This window comes from Asanoa iriomotensis (assembly GCF_016862515.1).
Taxonomy (GTDB): Bacteria; Actinomycetota; Actinomycetes; order Mycobacteriales; family Micromonosporaceae; genus Asanoa; species Asanoa iriomotensis.
This window is the reverse complement of record NZ_BONC01000012.1, coordinates 1-19,167: the sequence shown is the minus strand read 5'-3', so window position 1 is coordinate 19,167 and position 19,167 is coordinate 1. Positions and strand designations below refer to the sequence as shown.

Sequence of the window (19,167 nt, the reverse complement as noted above, 5' to 3'; positions counted from 1 at the left end):
GCGCCATGCCTATCCTCAACTTGAACGCGTTCAACTTCGTGCCGGAGGTCGTGATGGTCTATGTGGAGACACGCATCCGCACCGACGTCGCGACGCTGTGGCGGCACACCCGCAACCCGACCCTGCACGCGCGCTGGGACCTGCGGTTCACGAGCATCGAGGGCTTGATCGAGGCGGGCGCACCCGTCCGGTTCCGCTACCGGACCACCGTCCTGCCCGGTGTCCACATCGACGGCGTCGGGTTCACCTCGGGGGAGCGAGCACGACCCGACGGCAGCGCGGTCTCGGTGCTGCGGTTCGGTTCGGCAGACCGGCGCTCGCTGATCGCGGACGGCAGCGGTTTCTGGCGCTACGAGCCCGTGCCCGGCGGTGTCCGGTTCCTCACCGGTTTCGACTACACGCCGCGATGGGGGCGGTTCGGCCGGCTCGCGGACCGGGCGTTCCGGCCGGTGTTCGGGTGGGCAACCGCGTGGTCGTTTGACCGGCTGCGGCTCTGGCTGGAGCACGGCGTGAGCCCGGCCGCGAGCCGGCGGCGCTGGCTGCTCGAGGTTGCCGTCCGGGTCGGGCTCGCGGTCGCCGCCTGGCGGCTCGGCCCCGTTTTCCTGCTGCTGGCGGTCGCCCTGCCGCCGGGACCACGCACACCGGCCGCACGGCGTTGCGGCCGGCGGCCACCGACGAGAGGCACGACGGCATGATCTTCCGGCAGGCGCTCGGCGCCGACTTCGAGCGGCTGCACCCGCAACTGCGGCGCCGGTTCGGGATCGACGGTGCGACCGCGTGCGTGGGCCGCGGGGTGATGGACCGCATCTGGCGCGGCGGGCCGCACGTGCTGCCGTTCCTGCGGCTGGGTGCCGGGCGGCACATTCTCTTTCCGGACACCGGCACCGACGTGCCGTTCACGATCGAGAACTATTCCTACCTCGACGGGTACGGGCGCGAGACCGTGACTTTCGTGCGCACGTTCGAGGTCGGCTCCGGGCGTCGCCGCCGGTTCGACGCGACGATGGTCTACAGCGCGCCACGCGGCCGGATCGTCGACTTCCTCGGCACGCACCAGCACCTCGCGGTGGACTTGACGCTGCGCGTCGACGTCGCGGGTGGCCTGCACATCCGCAGCGGTGACCCGCGGCTCACCGAGGGGCCGCTGCGCTGCCGGGTGCCGTCGGCGATGAGCGGCACGGCCGAACTCCACGAGTGGTACGACGAGGAGGCGGGCCGGTTCCGCATCCGCGTCCAAGTGGTCAACAGGCGGTTCGGGCCGATCTTCGGCTACCACGGCAGCTTCACCGCGCAGTACGTCGACACCGCCTCGTCACCCGTGCCCGCCGCGATTCGCCCGCTGCGCGAGAATCCGCACCTTTGACGCGTACACTGGCGCTCGTCGATGTGTTGGGGGTGGCGCGATGAGGCGTCTGGCTCTTGGTGCGGTGCTCGTGTTGGCCGCGTCCCTGCTCGTTGTCCCGACCAGCCCGGCGGCGGCCGCGCCGGCCGGGCCGCGGCGGGTGATCGCCAACCTGTTCGAGTGGAACTGGGTGTCCGTCGGCAACGAGTGCACGAGCTTCCTCGGGCCGCGTGGCTACGGCTACGTGCAGGTCTCGCCGCCGCAGGAGCATGTGCGCGGGCCGGAGTGGTGGGTCGCCTACCAGCCCGTCAGCTACCGGATCGAGTCGCGCAAGGGCACCCGGGCGCAGTTCGCCGCCATGGTCAACGCCTGTCATGCCGCCGGGGTCAAGGTGATCGTCGACGCCGTGGTCAACCACATGGCCAACGAGGACAAGAACGGGCCCGGGTGGGCCGGGTCGGCGTGGAGCCACTACAACTACCCGGGCATCTACCAGACGCAGGACTTCCACCACTGTGGGCGCAACGGCAACGACGACATCGTCAACTACGGCGACCGATATGAAGTGCAGAACTGCGAGTTGGTCAACCTGGCCGACCTCAACACCGGTGCCGACTACGTGCGCGGGCGGCTGGCCGCCTATCTCAACGACCTGTTGAGCCTCGGGGTCGACGGGTTCCGGATGGACGCGAGCAAGCACATGCCGGCCGCCGACATCGCGAACATCAAGGGGCGGCTGTCCCGATCCGCGTACATGGTGCAGGAGGTCATCTTCGGCGCCGGCGAGCCCATCACGCCGGGGGAGTACACGGGCAACGGCGACGTGCACGAGTTCCGGTACGGCAAGGACCTCGCCCGGATGTTCCGGTCGGAGCGGCTGGCCTACCTGCGCGACTTCGGCGAGGCGTGGGGCTACCTGCCGACCGGGTCCGCGGCCGTGTTCGTCGACAACCACGACACCCAGCGCGATGTCGCCGGCGTGCTGACCTACCGCGACAACGGGATCTACGCGCTGGCCAACGCGTTCATGCTCGCCTGGCCCTACGGGTCGCCGACGGTGATGTCCAGCTACGAGTTCAGCTCGCGGGACCAGGGGCCGCCCTCGGACGCCTCCGGGCGCACCAACAACGCCACCTGCTTCACCGGTGGCTGGCGCTGCGAGCACCGCTGGCAGGTGATCGCCAACATGGTCGGGTTCCGCAACGCCGTCGAAGGCACGCCGGTCGTCAACTGGTACGACAACGGCAACAACCACATCGCGTTCGGGCGCGGGTCCGCCGGTTTCCTGACCATCAACGACGAGGACGGCGCGATCAACGGCCGCTGGTACGACTCGAACCTGCCCGCCGGCCGCTACTGCGACGTCATCCACGGCGAACGCACCGGCTCCACCTGCACGGGCCCGGTGATCACGGTCGACAGCGGCGGCTGGTTCACCGCCAACATCGCCGCACACGACGCGGTCGCCCTGCACATCGGGGCGAAGCTGCCATAAGGTTGGCCCCATGCCAACGGGGCGCGTGCTGGTGATCGGGCTGGACCCGGCCAAGATCGAGGGTTGGGACCCGGCGCCCGTGCAGGCCGCCATCGCGCGCGGCGAGGCCCGGTTCGCCGAGCTGGGCATCACGGCCGACATGTGCCTGCTGGCGGTCGACGACGCCGCGCAGCGGGCCGTCGTCGACGCTTTGACCAGCCAGGACTACGCCTGCGTCGTGGTCGGTGGCGGCATCCGCAAGCACGAGCCCTATCTCGAGTTCTTCGAGACGGTGGTCAACCTGGTCCGCGTCCACGCGCCGGGCGCGGCCATCGCCTTCAACAGCACGCCCGCCGACACCGCCGACGCCGCCCTGCGCTGGCTGCGCCCCTGACCGGCAGCCCGCCTCAGAAGCCGAGGCCGAACGGTCCGGTCATCGCACCGCCGTCGACCGGGAGCACGACGCCGGTGACGAAGGACGCGTCGTCGGAGGCCAGGAACGCGACCGCGGCCGCGATGTCCGCGGGCTCGCCGACCCGGCCGGCCGGATAGCGACCCGCGAGATTGTCCAACAGGGCCAGGCGTTCCGGCCCTTCCTCGGTCCACACCCGCGTGCGGATGGTGCCGGGCGCGACGATGTTGAACCGGATCCCGAGCGACGGCGAGCCCTGGCGGGCCAGCTCACGCAGCGAGTAGAGCACGGCCAGATTCTGGTTGAGACTCTGCAGGCCGGCTTTCGCGGCCGAGTAGACGAGGTCGCCGAAGGCCGCCAGCCCGTTGATCGAGCTGATCGACACCACGCTGCCGCCGGCCGGTGCCGCCAGGAGGTGGGGCAGGGCGGCCTGGACGCAGGTGACCGCGCCGAGCAGGGTCGGCCCGGCCTCACCGCGCCACGCGGCCTCGTCGATCTCCTCGAACGGCGTGCCCAGGGAGATGCCCACGTTGTTCACCAACACGTCCAACCGGCCGTGGCGGGCGACCACCGCCGCCACGGCGGCGTCCACAGTGGCGCGTTCGGTCACGTCGCACACCAGCGGCAGCGCGTGGCCGCCGAGCTCCGCGGCGGCCGCCGCGACCGCGTCCGCGTCGCGATCAGCGAGCGCCACCACCGCGCCCTCGGACGCGAGCCGCTCGGCGGTCGCCCGGCCGATGCCGTGCGCCGCCCCGGTCACCAACGCCACCCGTCCGTCGAACCGTCGCATGAAGAGATCTTGGCGGGCGATCGGCGAACCCGCCACCCGGACCGGGTTCGCGGCTCGGCACCGCGAACCCGGCAGCCCCGAAGCTCAGGCGCGCAGGAACTTGTCGACCGGCAGCGCCCGGTCCACGATGCGCAGGTCGCCGATCCAGCCGTAGAAGGCCTGCTCGACGATCCGGTCGTAGTGGTAGGCGCCGACGAACCACGGCTCGTGCGACGTGGCCACCCCCTTGGCCGGCGTCGACGGGTTGCGCAGCAACTCCGACCCGTCCACGTAGAGCGTGGTCACCCGCCCGTCGTTGACGACGGCCACGTGGAACCACTCCCCGGCCCGCATCTCGTGGCCCCAGTTCGTCGCGATGCCGTCCTGGTTGAGCGGGAACATCGCCCACTGCAACGCCATCCCGTCCGACATGCTCAGCGTGGCGATCGGCTCGGCCGGGTCGCCGCCGGTCTTGCCCGCGTCGGCACCGGCACCGAACCGGCTCAGGATGCTCATCCACGCGTGGTTGGTGGACCGCACGTCCTGCGGCAGCTTGACGAACGCTTCGATCGTGTACCCGTTCGGGAACGTCGCGTCGTTGATCGGCGCGCCCGCGACCGTACGCAGATATGCACCGCGAGCCGGCTTCTTCCCCCCGTCGAAGAAGAGGCTGGCGTGCGCGGGCTGGTCGCCGTCGTGCTCGCCCGACCAGCGCAGCGTCTCCGGCGCGCTGCCGGCGATGGTGACCCGCTCGAGGTGGTTGCCCTTGCCGGACAGGTCCTGGATCCGGAAGCCCTCGGGCACCGCGGTCCCGTCGGCGCGGCCCTGGTCGAACCGCCAGTACGCCACCGTGCCCTTGGTCAGCACGGCGGCCGGCCCGCGCGGCGGGCGCGGCGCCACCGGCGCGAACCCGGCGAACCGCGACTCGAAGTCGATCGCGAGGCTGAACCGGTTGGTCGGGTCGGTCAGCTCGATCTCGCGCTGCTCCAACTCGTTGCGCTTCTCCGGCTCCTGCCCGAGGATCCACGGCGATACGGTCTCGACGTCGATCGTGTTGCGGGCCAGGTCGAAGTGGTAGAGCCGCAGCATCGCGCCGCCGCCGTAGTAGCGGTCCTGGTAGTTGGTGATGTGCACGTGCACGTCCCGCCCGGCCGCGTTCGTCAGGACGGTGCGCCCCGGCGGCCAGTAGTGGCCGTTGAGCGTCAGGAAGATCTGGTCGCTGTCCTTGATCAGCCCGTCCCAGAGCCGCTGGCCGTGGCCGGACATCTGCGCGACACCGTCGTCGCCGGCGAACGCGAGATCGTGGGTGGTCAAGATGACGGGGGTACGCGGGTGCGCCTTCAACACGCCCCTGGCCCACGCCAGCGTGGCGTCGGAGGGCCGCCAGTCAAGGGCGAACACCAGCCACTCGCGACCCGCGGCCCGGAACACGTGGTAGGTGTTGTAGCCGTCCGGCGTGGCACCCCGGTAGGTGGCGAGCGGGCGGTAGCGGGCCGGTCCGAAGACGTCGAGGTACGGGCTTGGCCCGCGCTGGTCGGTCGTGTTCGGGTTGATGTCGTGGTTGCCGGCGAGCACGCTGTAGGGCGTACGCCGCCGGTCGAAGACCTTGAACACCTCGCCCGCCGCGGCCAGCTCGCTGGCCAGCGCGTTCTCGACGACGTCGCCGAGGTGCGCGGTGAAGACGATGTTCTCGTCGCCCTGCCGCTCCTGGATCCAGCGCAGGGTCGCGGTCAGCGGCGCCGGGTCACCCCGGTCGGTGTCGAAGAGATATTGGGTGTCCGGGATGACGGCGAGCGTGAACCGCGGGTGCTCGGTGTCGAGGCGCCCGCCGGCTGCGTTGCTGGCGCTCGCGGTGCCCGGCACGAATGCGGCGACGGCCGCACCGGCGCCCACCAGACCGGCGCCGGCGAGGAGACTACGCCGGCTCGGTGTCAAAGACATGGTCGCTCCTTGTTAGCGGTTGGTCCGGCCCCAGTAGGCGCGCCGCCCGCGAACATGGATCACGGCGACGGGCGAACGCCGACCGAATAGCCCGTAAACCTCGCTGTCAGCCATCTGACGGCCCGCCGGCGCGCAGCGGACAAGGATGCACAGGTGGCAGAACCGACCGGGCGGGTCGAGGTGGTCCTGGGCGACCTCTTCGACAGCGATGCGCGGATCCTCGTCGCGCCGTGCGGCGCCGACGGGAGCATGTCGGCGGAGAACGTCGAGCGGGTCCAGCGACTTGGCCTGCGACCGCCGGCCGGGCCGCTCACGGTGGGGCAGATCCTCGCCGCACCGGCCGACGGCCGGACGGTGCTGTTCGCCACGGCGGTGCGAGCCGATCGGCACACATCCAGGAGCAGCGCCGAGACCGTACGCGCGATGGCGGGCGAGATCGGCCGGTACGCGTCCGATCCGGACACCGCGGTCGCCATGCCGCTGCTCGGCGTGGGTGCCGGCGGATTGCCGCCCGACCAGTCGATGCGGGCGTTGACGGCCGGCTTCGCCGAGAGCGCGCATCCCACCGCGACGCTGCGGATCCACGTGCTGGAGGTCGCGCTCGTCGAACTGCTGCGTCCGCTGCTGACCGAGACGCCCGACAAAACGACCAGCGTGCCGACGTTCGGTGGGTTCCTCGACCAACTGGCGCGGCGGTTTCCCGACGGAGGTCGGGTCAGGGCCGGCGCCGTCGCGGCCGCGATCGTTACGGACGTGGAGGGCCTTGCCGAGGCCGGCCCTGAAAGGACGCTTGAAGAACATTTCGCGGCCGTCGCCGAGCGTTGGTCGCCTCGGCGCTTGCCGGTGCCTGGACCGGAGCATCTGATCCTGGGGCTCGCTATGGACGACGGTGTGGGCTGGCCTCTGCTGCGCGCGGGCGAGATAAACAGACTCGGCGCGATGAAGAGACTGCCTTGGGACCTGCTCAGCGCGACCGGCCGTGAGCTCGCCGAGGACCAACCGCTGCTGGCCTCGGCGCTCGGCGCGCCCGCCGAGTGGTCGGCGCGGTTGCCGGCAACCGCGACGTTGCTGGCGTTCTCCCCGAGCGGCGACCGGGTCGCCGCGCTCGCGGGTACCGAGGTCCACGAAACCGGCGCCGACGGCCGGACGCGGCGGCTCGGCACGGTCGACGGCCGGGTCGTCTCGCTCGGCTGGGGCCGCGAGGGCCTCCTGGCCCTGCGTCTAGACGACGGCGTCGCGGAGATCGTCCGCGTCGGCACCGGCACGGTCGTCGGCCGGGCCACCGGTGTGACCGACGGGTTGTTGGCCGCCGGTGCACCCGCCTGGCTGGCGCGTGCGCACGACATCGTCCGCTGGTGGGGACCGGACCGGACCCTGGACGACCAGGTGGTGCCCACGAGCGCGGCGTTGATCGCAGTGGACGGCTCTGGGCGGCGCGCCCTACTCGGAACCGACAAGGAGGCCGCCGTTGTCAGCACCCTCACCGAGGACCAGCCGTCGACGGAGCTCACCGCGCGCGGGACGGCGAGCGCGCGGATCCCGTGGCAGCGTGTGCCCCACGCCCTAGTCTCTGTCGACAAGCGGATCGGGATCGCCGCGGCCACGGACGCCGGCCACATCGTCCTCAGCGAACCGGGTGGACCGCCGATCGCGCGGCTGCTCACCGGCGGGGCGATCGACGCTCTCGCCGCGGACGGGCCTGGCTCCGCGCTTGCGGTCGCGAACGGAGATCTAGTCTCCGTTTGGCCCGTGGGCCGGTCGCGGCCGGTGTCCCGTGGCGTCGCCGGGTACGAACCCGACAGCGTGCGCGGCACCGACCTGCTCGATGCCGACCGCGACGCGTCGGCGCTGGCGAGCCTGATCGCGTCGGCCGGGCTGCGCCCGCCACTGGCGGTCGGCCTGTTCGGCGAGTGGGGATCGGGCAAGACGTTCGTGCTCGACCGGATCGTCGCGCTGCTCGAACAACTCGCGGACACCAAGGACGAGGGCTACGTCGGCGACATCGTGTTCGTCCCGTTCAACGCGTGGCATTACGCCGAGACCAACCTGTGGGCCAGTCTGGTCGACCAAGTGCTGCGCAAGATCGCACCGCCCGACGTTAAGAAGATCCCCGAGATCGAGGACGCGGACCGGCGCGCGGCCGACGCCGCGCAGGAGGTCAAGCGAGTCGAAACGGAGCTTGGCAAAGCGAAGGCCGCCGTCGAGAAGGCAACGGCGCGGCTCGCCCGGCGCCGCCGTGTGGCCTGGGCCGCCGGGGGCGTGGCGTTGCTGCTCGCCGCGGCCGCAGTGGCGACCGTGTCGGCCGGGCAGTCAGCCGGCGTGGTCGCGACGATCAGTGCGGTGACCGCGCTGCTCGGCTACTTCGCCGCCGCGACCGTCCAGTTCCGCAATGCCCGGGCCCAGGCTGCCGAGTTCGCCGAGGCGGGACGGGCCGGTATGGCCGCCTTTGCCCGGCTGACGGCGGCGGAAGCGACCCGTGCGGCCGCCGCGCGTCTGCAGGACGTGGCCGAGGAGGAGCGGGCGGTGCGGGGCGAGTCGGTGCGGCTTGCGGCCGAAGCCGACCGGCTGCGCCGGCAGGCCGAGGCGGACCAGACGGCGGCGGTGCTGGGACAACTGTCCACGGTTACCGAGTATCGGGACCAGCTCAGCCTGGTGACCCGCACCCGTGACCTGTTCAGCAAGATCGACGAGGAGCTTCGGAAGGACAAGCGCCGGGTCGTGATCGCGATCGACGACCTCGACCGGTGCGCGGCCGAGAAGGTCGTGCAGGTCCTCGAGGCCGTGCACCTGCTCTTCAACTTCGAGATGTTCGTGGTGCTGCTCGCCGTCGACACGCGCTGGCTCGACCAGTCCCTGCGGATCCGCTACCACCAGCTCCTGGGCGGGTCAGGCGGTGCGACGCCGTCGGACTACCTGGAAAAGATCATCCAGATTCCGGTGCGCCTCGTACCGCTCGACGAGGGCCTCGTCCGCCAGATGATCACCGGCCTGACCGGCCGACCCGTGACCCAGCGACGGGAGACACCGTCCCAACCGGCGACGCCCGGCCCGGAACCGGCGCGGACGGCCACGCCGCAGAAGGAACCCGAGCCGCAGGGGAGACGGTATCCGCGCGCACCGCGCCGGCGCCTGCCCGCCAAGGTCCTGGAGATCACGGAGGCCGAGGCCGCGGCCATGTCGGCGGTCGCGCCGCTGATCGGCACCACACCGCGGACGGTGAAACGGTTCGTCAACACCTACCGGCTGCTCAAGGCCCGGGTGAAAGACCCCGGCGAGTTCGACCACCCGCGTGGCGGCATCGGCGACCACGAGGTGGTCGCCTTCCTGCTCGCGGTGATCACGGGCCGGCCGACCACCGCCCGTGCCCTCATCGACGCGCTCGCCGCCGCACCCGAGAACGTCACCCTCGGATCCGCGCTCGCCGACCCCGATCCCGCCGTCCGGCGCTGGCTGACCCAACACCCGCGGTTCGACAACGCTCCCGCTCACCGCTTCGCCGAGTGGGCACCGGAGGTGACCCGCTTCTCCTTCGTCCGCACGGCGGGGGACACGCCGGGCCATTAGCGCGTTACGGCCCGGGTGTGACGCTGTGGATGACGGACAGCTCCGACGTGGCCAACGGCGCCTCCAGTCGGCTCGCGTCGGCCGCCTTCATGGCCACCACCAGGGACCACGACGTCCGGTCGGCGTTGGCCGGCGTGACCGCCAGGGTGACGGCGTCGAACTCGCCGGTCTTCGTGCCGCGCTCGACGAGCACGACATGGATGAAGGTGTCGGCCGCGAGCGCACCGCCGAGCACGTCTCCCTGATCGGCCCGCAGGCCGACGACGGCCACGTCCGCACCGAGCCGGGCGACCACGTCGGTGGTCACCTCCTCGCCGCGGATCGGCGCGCCGCGTTTCAGCGGCTTCGTCGTGAACCGGCCGGCGAGCGGCAGCACGGCGAACCCGTCCGCCTCCTTGGCATCGACGGTGTCGAGCGCGACGTCGGACTCCTGGATCAGGTGGTAGGCGGGCAGGTCGGCCGCGGGGACCAGGACGGCCACCTCGTCCTTTCCGCGTACCGCCCAGACGACCGCGGCCGCCAGGCCCACGACGACGACCACGAGGAGATAGCGGGAGAGTGGCCCGGCCCGCATGGGCCTCGGGCCTGGCAGCAGACCCGAAACCGGCGTGGACACGTTGTCCGGCTGGGCCGCCGTAGGGGCTTGGCGGAGGAACTCCTCGACCGGGATGCCGGCGCCGCGCGGGCGCGGAACGGTGGCCGCGCCGACCGGCTCTCCGGGCTGGGCCGACTGGTCAGCGTTCGTCGACACCGGCCGACCTTATCGGTGTCGATCCCGGTGGGTCGTCCGACTCGCCGTCGGCGTACCGCCACGCCAACGGTGTGTTCCGGCCGAAGAAGTCGGCCAGCTCGCGCCATTGGTCGCGCTCTTCGTCCGGCGTGCGCACGGGCAACGCCCGCAGCCGCCGCAGCAGGTCGAAGCGGTACATCTCGAAGGTGGCTCTGATGTGCTCGCCGTACTCGGCCGCAGCGGAGATCGCCGACAGATAGGCGGCGTAGGAGGCGCCGAGACCCAGGACGAAGCACAGGCCCGCGACGACGACGTCGCCGTCGGTGACGTAGAGGCCCACGGGCGCCAGCGTCGCGAACGCCGCGAACCACAGCGCGACCACGAGCAGGAACTCGAGCGTCGACCGCGCCTCCTCGACGTCGTCGATGCGTTCGCGCGGCAGCACGTGCTGCAGGCGGGGCCAGATGAGGATGACGTCCGCGTGGTACCGGTCGAGCGGGTAGAGCTCCGCGGCGCGGAGCACGTTGCCGAGCCGGGTCGGCAGGGCGGCGTTCGGTGTCGGGTAGGCCCAGTACTTCGTGTACCAGAAACGGTCGTTGGCGGGCGCGTTGAGCTCAGTGCTCTGATCCCGGTGCCAGCCCGCGGCCGCCTGGTAGGCGTGCCGGAACCGGGCGAGGGGGTAGCCCTCGAACAGTCTGATGATGTTGCGCCACTGGCTGGCCACGATCGTCGCGCCGAACCACGAGAGGGCGAAGTACCCGACGGTGAACAGGATCTTGGGCCCGACCGTCAGCCGGTTCCACGTGTCCAGGAGGGCTCCAGCGACCTCGACCTGGAGGAACGCGGGGGTGAGGACGGCGGGCGGCAGCAGGAGGACCGGGAGGAAGGCGTTGGTCAGGAACCGTCGCTCCAGCACGGAGGCGGCACGGTCCAGAAGGCTGTCGATCACCGGTATGCCACTTCGAGGACGCGTACGTCGTGCTTGTTGTCCGCAGTGGACTTCGAGCACCCCGGCATGCTGGCGAACCAGTTCTCCCAGCCGCACTCGACGCAGGCGACGAACACGGCCAGCGCGCGCACCCGGTGGTTGGGGTCGACATCGCACGCGTCCGGCAAGCGGTCTGACGGTCTCCGCCAGCCGCATTGTGGGCAGGCGATCAGGATGCCCGGTGCCGGAACCGGTTTGCCGGGGTCACCGGCCAACCTGCGTCCTGCGGTCATCCTGTCCCCGCTCGTCGATTCGGCGCAGACCTCGCCTATGAGCGTGGATTCGTCGCCGCACGTCGTCAATGCGTCGTTCGGGTGCGACACCGTACGCAGGCGTGCGTACGCCGGATGCCGCTCCACGGCCGACGCCGTCGCCCGCCGCGAGCGGGCAGCATCAGGTGCATGGACAAGACAGCGAACCTCAAAGGGCGGGTGGCGCTCGTGACCGGCAGCTCGCGGGGGCTCGGTGCGGCCATCGCGACCGCGTTCGCCGCCGCCGGTGCCCAGGTCGTGCTGCACGGCCGCGACGAGGCCGCGCTGGCCGCCGTGCGGGCACGGATCGGCGGCGACGTGCTGGTCGTGACCGGCGACGTCACCGACACCGCCGATCTCGACCGGATGCACGACCAGATCATGGCGCGGCACGGGCGCGTCGACATCCTGGTCGCCAGCGCGGGCAACACGACCAGCCGGCCCGCACCCATCGAGGACATCACGCCCGAGAGTTGGCGCGCGGATATCGAGCAGAACCTGACCAGCACCTTCCTCACCGTGCGGCGCTTCCTGCCCGGCATGAAGGAACGCCGGACCGGGACGATCATCACGCTCTCGTCGGCGGCCGGGCGCAAGCCGAGTGAGCGCACGATCGTCGCGTACGCCGCCGCCAAGGCCGGTCTTCAGATCTTCACCCAGGACCTCGCCGCGCAGGCCGGGCCGTTCGGCGTGCGCGCCAATTGCATCGCACCCGAGACGATCATGACCGAGACCAACCAGGGCTGGATCCCCGCGGACGTCCAGCAGAAGCTGGCGGAAGCTCATCCGCTGCGCCGCCTGGGCACGCCCGAGGACGTCGCCGCGGCCGCGCTGTTCCTAGCGTCGGACGCTTCGAGCTGGATCACCGGCGTCATCGTCGACGTCGCCGGCGGCGCGGTCCTGGCCTGAGCGCCGCCACGCGTCGAAGCCAACGACGGCGGCCAGGACCAGGTGGCCGGCGAGCAGGACGGTGTAGTAGACGTCGGCCGTCTCGTCCACGATCGGATAGACACAGGCGACCGCGACCGCCAAGGGGTACGCGAGCGCGGCGCCCACGGCGAGCCGCCGGAACTCCCGGTCCGTGCTCGTGATCGCGAGAGCGGCCAGGGCGGCGGGCACCAGGGCGAGCACCACGAGGAACGGGCTGCCGTAGTAGGTGGCCGACGACTCCCCGGCCGCCGGGACGAACTGCGCGATCACCAGCGGCGCCGTGCCGATCACCACCAGCACGGCGGCGACCGGCCCGGCCGGGCCCAACCGCGGCCGGAGCCCCCCACGGACCACCGCGAACACCGTCACCGCCACCATCGCCGCCCCGACCGCGGTCAGGAGCGCCCAGGTGTTCGTGGTGCTGCCGTAGGTCAGTCCACTGACGAGCAGCACCACCCCGACGGTGAGGAAAAGGGTCGCGATCCCGGCCACGACCCCGAGGGCGTACGCCGCGGCGGTCGACCGGGCCTGCGTGAGCAGCGCGGCGGCGAGCGCCACGACCGCCACGTACAGCGACCCGTCGGTGGTCGCCCGGTCGAGCGCCAGCGAATGTGCGGCGTCGATCCAGAATGCCTGCGCCTTCGGGTCGTGAAGGGCGGCGCCGTTGATCGCGACCAGCAGGAACCCGCCGAGGGCCAGCGACACGGTGATCCACACCGGCGACCGCGGCCGCTCGTCAAAGGTAAGGAGCGGCACGACTGGCCGCGACAGGCCGACGCCGAGACCCACGAGCACCAGCGCGTACCCGATCATGCCGATGACGAACGCCGCGGGCAGGCCGCCGGACCAGCTCTCGCCGTTGTCGAGCGCGGCGAGCACGACGTAGGTGCCGGCCGCGCCCGCCAGGAACGTCCGCGTCCGCGGGTCGCCCGCCGACAGCACGAGCCAGCTCAGGGTGACCACCACGAGCGCGGCGAGGATGCCGAGACCCTTGCTGACCATCAGCCACGTGATGCCGTCGAGGTCGACGGAGACGTGCGCGACGACCAGCACACCGCCGGCGAGCACGAGCGTCCCGGCGGGGCGGTCCACCCGGTGCGGGCGCTGCCGGACCGGCCGCGCCACCACCGCCGTCACCGCCGCGACCACCGCGCCCACCGCCGCGGTCGCCGACCAGGTGGGCCAGTGCACGTCGGCCACGCCGCCGAGCAGGATGACCACGCCGTCGACGGCGAGGAACAGCCCGCTGCCGGCGACCACGCCGAGGGCGCGCCGGCCGGCGACCAGCGCGCCGGCGAGTGCGCCGGCCAGGACCAGGAACGAGCCGACGATGAACGGGTCCCACGGCCGGCGGAACCCGATCCAGGAGGTGTCGGGGTCGTTCCACGCGATGCGGGTGTGATCCGTGCCCGGCCAGTTCAGGATGACGAGCCCGGCCGCGGCGAGGATCAGCCCGGCGACGAGCCACCACGGGAGCCGCTCGCGCGCGGGCGCCGCCGCCGACGTCCGTGGGGCGGGTACACGCACCGGCGCCGGGGGAGGGGCGGCGGCCGGCGTCGGCGCGGGGACCAGGGCGTCGACCTGGACCGGCACCACGACCTCGCCGGTCGGCCCGATGAAGGTCACCGTGCCGAACCGGACGTCGTCGCCGGCCACGGTGGACACCGCGAACCCGTCGGCCCTCGCCGCGACCGTGATCCACTCGTCCGACGCCCGGGCGCGCACCGACCGCGCCAGCGGCGGCCCGAGCAGCCGCACCACCTCGGCGGCGGCATCCGGACCGAACCGCAGCTCCGCCGGCTCGGCCCGGACCGAGACCTCACGCACGGCGTCCGCGGCGGCCTCGGCGACGTACCGGATGTCGGTCTGCGCGATCTCCCGCAGCGCCTCGAAGGCGCCGGTAGCGGCCGGCACATTGTCGCCGACCAGGCGGGACCGCAGCTCGGTGACCGCGCCGAGGCGCGTGAACATGTTGGCGTCGGCGACCGCGGCCCGCAGGTCCGCCGGAATCGGCCGGGGTGCGACGCGGCGCCGGCGGCTGCGGGCGAGAAACAGCTCGCCCTGCATCTCCACGTCGCGGCTCGGCGTCTGGTGGGGGTTGCGCGCCTGGACCTTGTCGAAGACGTAGTCGTAGAGCTCGTTGAGCGAGACCCAGCCGTCCTCGTCGCGGTCGGCCTCGCCGCTGCCCAGCCCTTCCACGAGCGCGGCGGTGAACACCGACGGCGCCCGCTCCCGCTCGTCGGCCAGGTAGTCGCCCTCGAACGCGTACTCCATCGCGCTCGAAGCCGTGATCACCGCCCGCCCGCGACCGCCGCCGAGCCGCCCGCCGGGAAAGCTGTCGAACACGTTGACGTCGCCCGCCGCGCGCACGGTCACGCCCTGCCCGAACGCGCCGCCGTAGCAGCAGTCCAGCAGCAGCACGACGCTGCGCGAGCGGCTGGCGCGCATGCAGCGCTGCACGAAACCGGCCGGCACCGCGGTGGAGCCCAGCCGGTTGGGCCGCGTGTTGGTCGCCGCGAAGAACAGCTCGCCGGACTCGTTCTTGAGACCGTGACAGGAGAAATGCAGCAGGAGTACGTCGTCGCGCCGCGCGTCGGAGAACAGGTCCTCGATGTGGGAGCTGATCACGTGCGCCGGCTCGTTGCGGATCACCCGCACGTCGAAGCCACCGACCTCGGGGTCGCCGAGCACACGACCGAGCGCCTCGGCGTCCGCGGAGGCCGAGAGCAGCCGCCGCAGCCCGTCCTGCTCGTATTCGTCGACGGCGACGATCAGCGCCTTACGCTGCCCGTCCACCCTCGCACAGTGCACCCGACCGGTAGCTGATGGCAATCGCACGAAGGGTGACTAATGGTTCGTTGATCCGGCGGGCGCCCGCGTCCGTACGGACTGATGCCGCGGCGTGCTGCCGCTGGCCCGGTGAGGAGGTCTGGCATGCACGCGGTCGCCGCGGCTCCACCGCCGACGTGGTCGTCGTCGCGCGCGTTTTCGGGGGCGGCTACTGACGCCTCGCCGGGTACGAGACAGAATGGCCGGGTGCTGCCTCGCTCGGACTCCCCTCAGGTCCCCGACGAGCCGGCCGCGGAAACCAACTCCGACCAGCTCATGCGGCTTCTCTACCAGGAACACTCGGGCCCGCTGCTGATGTTCGTGCTCCGCCTGACGGGCGGCGACCGCCAGCGGGCCGAGGACGTGGTGCAGGAGACGCTGCTGCGGGCCTGGCGCAACGCGGACCGGCTCGGCACCTCGGGACAGCCCTCGCTGCGCCCGTGGCTCGTCACCGTTGCGCGACGGATCGTGATCGACGAACACCGCAGCGTGATGGCCCGGCCGCAGGAGGCCTACGGCGAGGACCTCGAGCGGTTCGCCGAGGCGGACGCCACCGACCAGGTCCTGCGCCGCATGACGATCACCGCGGCGTTCAAGACGCTGAGCCCGGCGCACCGCGAGATCATCCTCGCCACCTACTTCAAGGGCCGCACCCTCCCGGAGGCGGCGGAGGAGCTGGGGCTGCCGATCGGGACCGCCAAGTCCCGGGTCTACTACGGGCTGCGCGCGCTGCGCGCCGCGCTGGAGGCGCGCGAGGTGACCGAATCATGACGCGCGAGGAGCATTGGGACGTCGCGTCGTACGCGCTGGGCATCCTCGACCCGGCCGACAGCGATCGGTTCGAGCAGCACCTGGCCACCTGCTGGGTCTGTGCCGGCGAGCTGGAGTCGTTCCTGCCGGTGGTCGACGAGCTCGCGCTGGTCGACGGCGACGACCTCGCGGTGACCGAACAGGTCGAGAAGCAGGGCGTGCTGCTGGGTCGGGTGATGACCGCGGTCGGTGACGACCGGCGCCGCGCCCGGCACCGCCGCGTGCTCAGCATCGCGGCCGGCGTGGTGCTGATCGCCCTGTTGAGCGGGTTCGCCGTCTTCGCCGGAGCGCGTTGGGTGGGCCAGCCGGACATGGTCGCGGCCGCACCGGGCGAGTCACGCAGCGCCACCGACCCGACCACCGGCGTGCACGCCGCGCTCGCCGTCGAGTCACGGCCGTTCGGCACCCGCATCTCGTTCGAGCTGAGCAAGCTGCAAGGGCCCGCGACCTGTCGCCTGGTGGTCCTGACCAAGGACGGCACCGCCGAGGTGGTCTCGAGCTGGCGGGTGCCGGAGGGCGGCTACGGCACCCCGGAGCGACCCGACCCGCTCCGGCTGCAGTCCGCCACCGCCGCCCCGCTCACCGACATCGAGGCGGTGCAGGTGCAGGTGCGCGAGCCGGACGGGACCAACAGCCCGCTGGTCACGGTCCCGGTCTGAGATCCACGGAGGAGACCTGGTGTTCACCACCAGACCGGAGCTGACCGGCACGTTCGGCATGGTCGCGAGCACGCACTGGCTCGCCAGCCAGTCCGGGATGGCCGTGCTGGAGGCGGGTGGCAACGCGTTCGACGCGGCGGTGGCCGCGGGCTTCGTGCTCCAGGTCGTCGAGCCGCACATGAACGGCCCGCTCGGCGAGGTGCCGATCATCGGGCACGCGGCGGCCACGGGCGAGACGTTCGTGGTCGACGGCCAGGGCCCGGCGCCGGCGGGTGCGACCGTCGCACACTTCGCCGACCTCGGGCTCGACCTGGTGCCCGGCACCGGGCTGCTGCCGGCGTGCGTGCCCGGTGCGTTCGGGGCCTGGCTGGCCCTGCTGCAGGCGCACGGCACGATGCGGTTCGGCGACGTCGTCTCGTACGCGATCGGTTATGCCGACGGGGGCTATCCGCTGCCGGTCGGCGCCCGCGACACGATCGCCGCGGTGGCCGACCTGTTCCGCACCGAGTGGACCGACTCGGCCAAGGTCTACCTGCCCGGCGGCGGCGTTCCAGCGGCCGGCAGCCGCTTCCGCAACCCCGCGCTCGCGGCGATGTTCCGCCGCCTCGCCGACGCGGCACAGGCGGCCGGCCGCGACCGGGACGCCCAGCTCGACGCGGCACGCGCGGCGTTCTACGACGGCTTCGTCGCCGAGACCATCGCCTCCTATGTGGACAAGAACGAGGCGCTGGACTCGTCCGGGCGGCGGCACAAGGGCGTGCTCGCCCACGCCGACCTGGCCGGCCACCGCACGCGGTTCGAGGCACCGCTGACCTACGACTACCACGGCTACACGGTGTGCAAGCCCGGCCCGTGGAGCCAGGGCCCGGTGTTCCTGCAGCAGTTGGCCCTGCTCGCCGGCTTCGACCTGGCCGGCCTGCCGACCGACAGCGCGGAGTTCGCCCACCTGGTCATCGAGTGCGCGAAGCTGGCCTTCGCCGACCGCGAGGCGTTCTACGGCGACCCGCGCTGGGTGGACGTGCCGCTGGACACCCTGCTGGGCGCCGACTACAACGCCGACCGGCGGGCGCTGGTCGGCGAGCGGGCCTCGGCGGAACTGCGCCCCGGCTCGCCCGACGGGGTGCCGCCCCGGCTCCCGGCGCTGCCGGAATGGCGCGGCGGGGCGGCGGTGGGCATCGGCGAGCCGACGGTCGCCCGGGACGGGCGCACCCGGGGGGACACCTGCCACCTCGACGTGGTCGACCGCTGGGGCAACATGGTCTCCGCGACACCGAGCGGCGCCTGGCTGCAGAGCTCGCCGGTCATCCCCGACCTCGGCGTGTGCCTGGGCACCCGCGGGCAGATGTTCTGGCTCACGCCCGGCCTGCCCAACTCGCTGGCACCCGGCAAGCGGCCCCGGACCACGCTCACCCCGTCGTTCGCGCTCCGCGACGGCGCGCCCTACCTGGCCTTCGGCACGCCGGGCGGCGACCAGCAGGACCAGTGGTCGCTGCTGTTCTTCCTCCGCCATGTCCACCATGGACTCGGCATCCAGGCCGCGATCGACGCGCCGGCCTGGCACACCACGCACTTCCCGTCGTCGTTCTGGCCGCGCGACTCCCGCCCGGCCGAGGTGCACATCGAGGCGCGGGCCGACCCGGCCACGATCGCCGGCCTGCGCGCCCGCGGGCACGACGTGGTCGTCACCGACCCGTGGTCGCTCGGCCGGGTGAGCGCCGCCGGCCGCGCGGCCGACGGCATGCTCAAGGCCGCGGCCAACCCGCGCGAGATGCAGGGCTACGCGGTCGGCCGCTAGCGGCGGGAGTCCGGGTCGTGCGCGGCGGCGACGGCTTCGCGGCGGGTGAGCTTGCCGCCGGTGCTGAACGCGCGGTCGAAGTCGGTCTCGCCGAGCGACGTGCGGAGCCGGTTGGTCAGCTCGGCCTCGGGCCGCCGCAGCGACGGCCAGACCCGCAGGCCCGCCCGCTTGCGCATGCCGTCGGCGGCGCCGGCCAGCAGTGCCGACCGTTCCTGGTTGCCCTCGACGAACGTGAGCTGGGCGAAGACGCCGAGGCACAGCGTGACGAGCTGGGTGCTGTAGGCCGCGAGGCTCAGGTCGAGCCCCTCGTCGAGCAGCGCCCGGGCGTCCGCGGGGCGGCCGCGGACCAGGGCCAGGGTGCCCAGCAGCACCTGAGAGGTGGCGGCCAGCCAGGCGTTGTCGAGGTGCATGCCCAGGTCGCGCGCGTCGTGCAGGTGGTGCGTCGCCTCGTCGTACCGGCCCGTGGTCGTCTCCAGCGAGCCGACGGTGAGCGCGGCGGACGCCGTACCCAATGGCTCGTCCTGGCTCGTGAACTCGGCCAGTGCCGCCAGCGCCTCCCGCAGCGCACCCTCCACGTCGGCGACCATCGTGGACGTCCAGGCCATCGCGAGCTGGGTCGCGGCGTGCAGGTAGGGGTCGTCGACGCGGGGCAGCAGCGGTTCGAGCCGCTCGC

16 protein-coding genes are annotated in these 19,167 nt (G+C 72.3%); 9 read left to right on the top strand and 7 right to left on the bottom strand.

What is annotated here, in order from left to right; all coding sequences use genetic code 11:
* Positions 1-5: 5 nt before the first annotated feature.
* The 4 genes from Air01nite_RS10915 to Air01nite_RS10900 are packed head-to-tail and all read left to right on the top strand — an operon-like array spanning position 6 to position 3,210.
* Complete coding sequence (locus tag Air01nite_RS10915; protein ID WP_203701894.1) at positions 6-695, top strand: hypothetical protein; 690 nt, start codon at positions 6-8, stop codon at positions 693-695.
* The gene (locus tag Air01nite_RS10910; protein WP_203701893.1) at positions 692-1,363 is read left to right on the top strand and encodes a DUF4166 domain-containing protein; all 672 of its coding nucleotides are present in this window, start codon (positions 692-694) and stop codon (positions 1,361-1,363) included. The genes Air01nite_RS10915 and Air01nite_RS10910 overlap by 4 nt, the downstream gene beginning before the upstream one ends.
* A 40-nt stretch (positions 1,364-1,403) precedes the next feature.
* Complete coding sequence (locus Air01nite_RS10905) at positions 1,404-2,837, top strand: alpha-amylase (RefSeq protein WP_203701892.1); 1,434 nt, start codon at positions 1,404-1,406, stop codon at positions 2,835-2,837.
* 10 nt (positions 2,838-2,847) lie between these two features.
* Entirely contained in the window at positions 2,848-3,210 is a 363-nt protein-coding gene (locus Air01nite_RS10900) for a hypothetical protein (RefSeq protein ID WP_203701891.1), read from the top strand.
* A 13-nt stretch (positions 3,211-3,223) separates the two neighbouring features.
* Here Air01nite_RS10900 and Air01nite_RS10895 read toward each other — a convergent pair whose 3' ends face one another.
* Together Air01nite_RS10895 and Air01nite_RS10890 are read right to left on the bottom strand one after the other, a co-directional pair.
* Positions 3,224-4,018, bottom strand: a complete 795-nt coding sequence (locus Air01nite_RS10895) for an SDR family NAD(P)-dependent oxidoreductase (protein ID WP_203701890.1) — start codon at positions 4,016-4,018, stop codon at positions 3,224-3,226.
* 84 nt (positions 4,019-4,102) lie between these two features.
* Positions 4,103-5,938 (bottom strand): LamG-like jellyroll fold domain-containing protein, encoded by a 1,836-nt coding sequence (locus Air01nite_RS10890; RefSeq protein WP_203701889.1) that lies wholly within the window; start codon positions 5,936-5,938, stop codon positions 4,103-4,105.
* Positions 5,939-6,091: 153 nt separating this feature from the next.
* Here Air01nite_RS10890 and Air01nite_RS10885 point away from each other — a divergent pair, with 153 nt between their 5' ends.
* Positions 6,092-9,502, top strand: coding sequence for a P-loop NTPase fold protein (locus tag Air01nite_RS10885; protein WP_203701888.1), 3,411 nt, complete (start codon positions 6,092-6,094; stop codon positions 9,500-9,502).
* Between the two features lie 4 nt (positions 9,503-9,506).
* On the opposite strand, the gene Air01nite_RS10880 is transcribed toward Air01nite_RS10885, so the two are convergent.
* The 3 genes from Air01nite_RS10880 to Air01nite_RS10870 are packed head-to-tail and all read right to left on the bottom strand — an operon-like array spanning position 9,507 to position 11,348.
* Complete coding sequence (locus Air01nite_RS10880) at positions 9,507-10,253, bottom strand: SAF domain-containing protein (RefSeq protein ID WP_203701887.1); 747 nt, start codon at positions 10,251-10,253, stop codon at positions 9,507-9,509.
* Positions 10,237-11,181: a hypothetical protein gene (locus tag Air01nite_RS10875; RefSeq protein ID WP_203701886.1), complete on the bottom strand. Its 945-nt coding sequence runs from the start codon at positions 11,179-11,181 to the stop codon at positions 10,237-10,239. Before Air01nite_RS10875 ends, Air01nite_RS10880 begins: the two co-directional genes overlap by 17 nt.
* Entirely contained in the window at positions 11,178-11,348 is a 171-nt protein-coding gene (locus tag Air01nite_RS10870; protein ID WP_203701885.1) for a hypothetical protein, read from the bottom strand. The genes Air01nite_RS10875 and Air01nite_RS10870 overlap by 4 nt, the downstream gene beginning before the upstream one ends.
* Before the next feature lie 273 nt (positions 11,349-11,621).
* Here Air01nite_RS10870 and Air01nite_RS10865 point away from each other — a divergent pair, with 273 nt between their 5' ends.
* Positions 11,622-12,380 carry an SDR family NAD(P)-dependent oxidoreductase gene (locus tag Air01nite_RS10865; protein ID WP_203701884.1) on the top strand — a complete coding sequence of 253 codons (759 nt, stop codon included), beginning with the start codon at positions 11,622-11,624 and terminating at the stop codon, positions 12,378-12,380.
* On the opposite strand, the gene Air01nite_RS10860 is transcribed toward Air01nite_RS10865, so the two are convergent.
* Positions 12,309-15,197, bottom strand: a complete 2,889-nt coding sequence (locus Air01nite_RS10860; protein WP_203701883.1) for a caspase, EACC1-associated type — start codon at positions 15,195-15,197, stop codon at positions 12,309-12,311. The two genes, Air01nite_RS10865 and Air01nite_RS10860, sit on opposite strands and share 72 nt — an antisense overlap.
* 138 nt (positions 15,198-15,335) lie before the next feature.
* Here Air01nite_RS10860 and Air01nite_RS10855 point away from each other — a divergent pair, with 138 nt between their 5' ends.
* From Air01nite_RS10855 to Air01nite_RS10845, 3 genes are read left to right on the top strand one after another with little or no spacing between them, the layout of a single operon-like run.
* The gene (locus tag Air01nite_RS10855; protein WP_203701882.1) at positions 15,336-16,001 is read left to right on the top strand and encodes a sigma-70 family RNA polymerase sigma factor; all 666 of its coding nucleotides are present in this window, start codon (positions 15,336-15,338) and stop codon (positions 15,999-16,001) included.
* Positions 15,998-16,699 carry a zf-HC2 domain-containing protein gene (locus Air01nite_RS10850; protein WP_203701881.1) on the top strand — a complete coding sequence of 234 codons (702 nt, stop codon included), beginning with the start codon at positions 15,998-16,000 and terminating at the stop codon, positions 16,697-16,699. Before Air01nite_RS10855 ends, Air01nite_RS10850 begins: the two co-directional genes overlap by 4 nt.
* Positions 16,700-16,718: 19 nt before the next feature.
* Positions 16,719-18,494 carry a gamma-glutamyltransferase family protein gene (locus tag Air01nite_RS10845; RefSeq protein ID WP_239090647.1) on the top strand — a complete coding sequence of 592 codons (1,776 nt, stop codon included), beginning with the start codon at positions 16,719-16,721 and terminating at the stop codon, positions 18,492-18,494.
* Here the strand turns inward: Air01nite_RS10845 and Air01nite_RS10840 are convergent.
* A partial coding sequence (locus tag Air01nite_RS10840; RefSeq protein ID WP_203701880.1) for a hypothetical protein occupies positions 18,491-19,167 on the bottom strand: 677 nt, incomplete at its 5' end. The genes Air01nite_RS10845 and Air01nite_RS10840 overlap by 4 nt on opposite strands.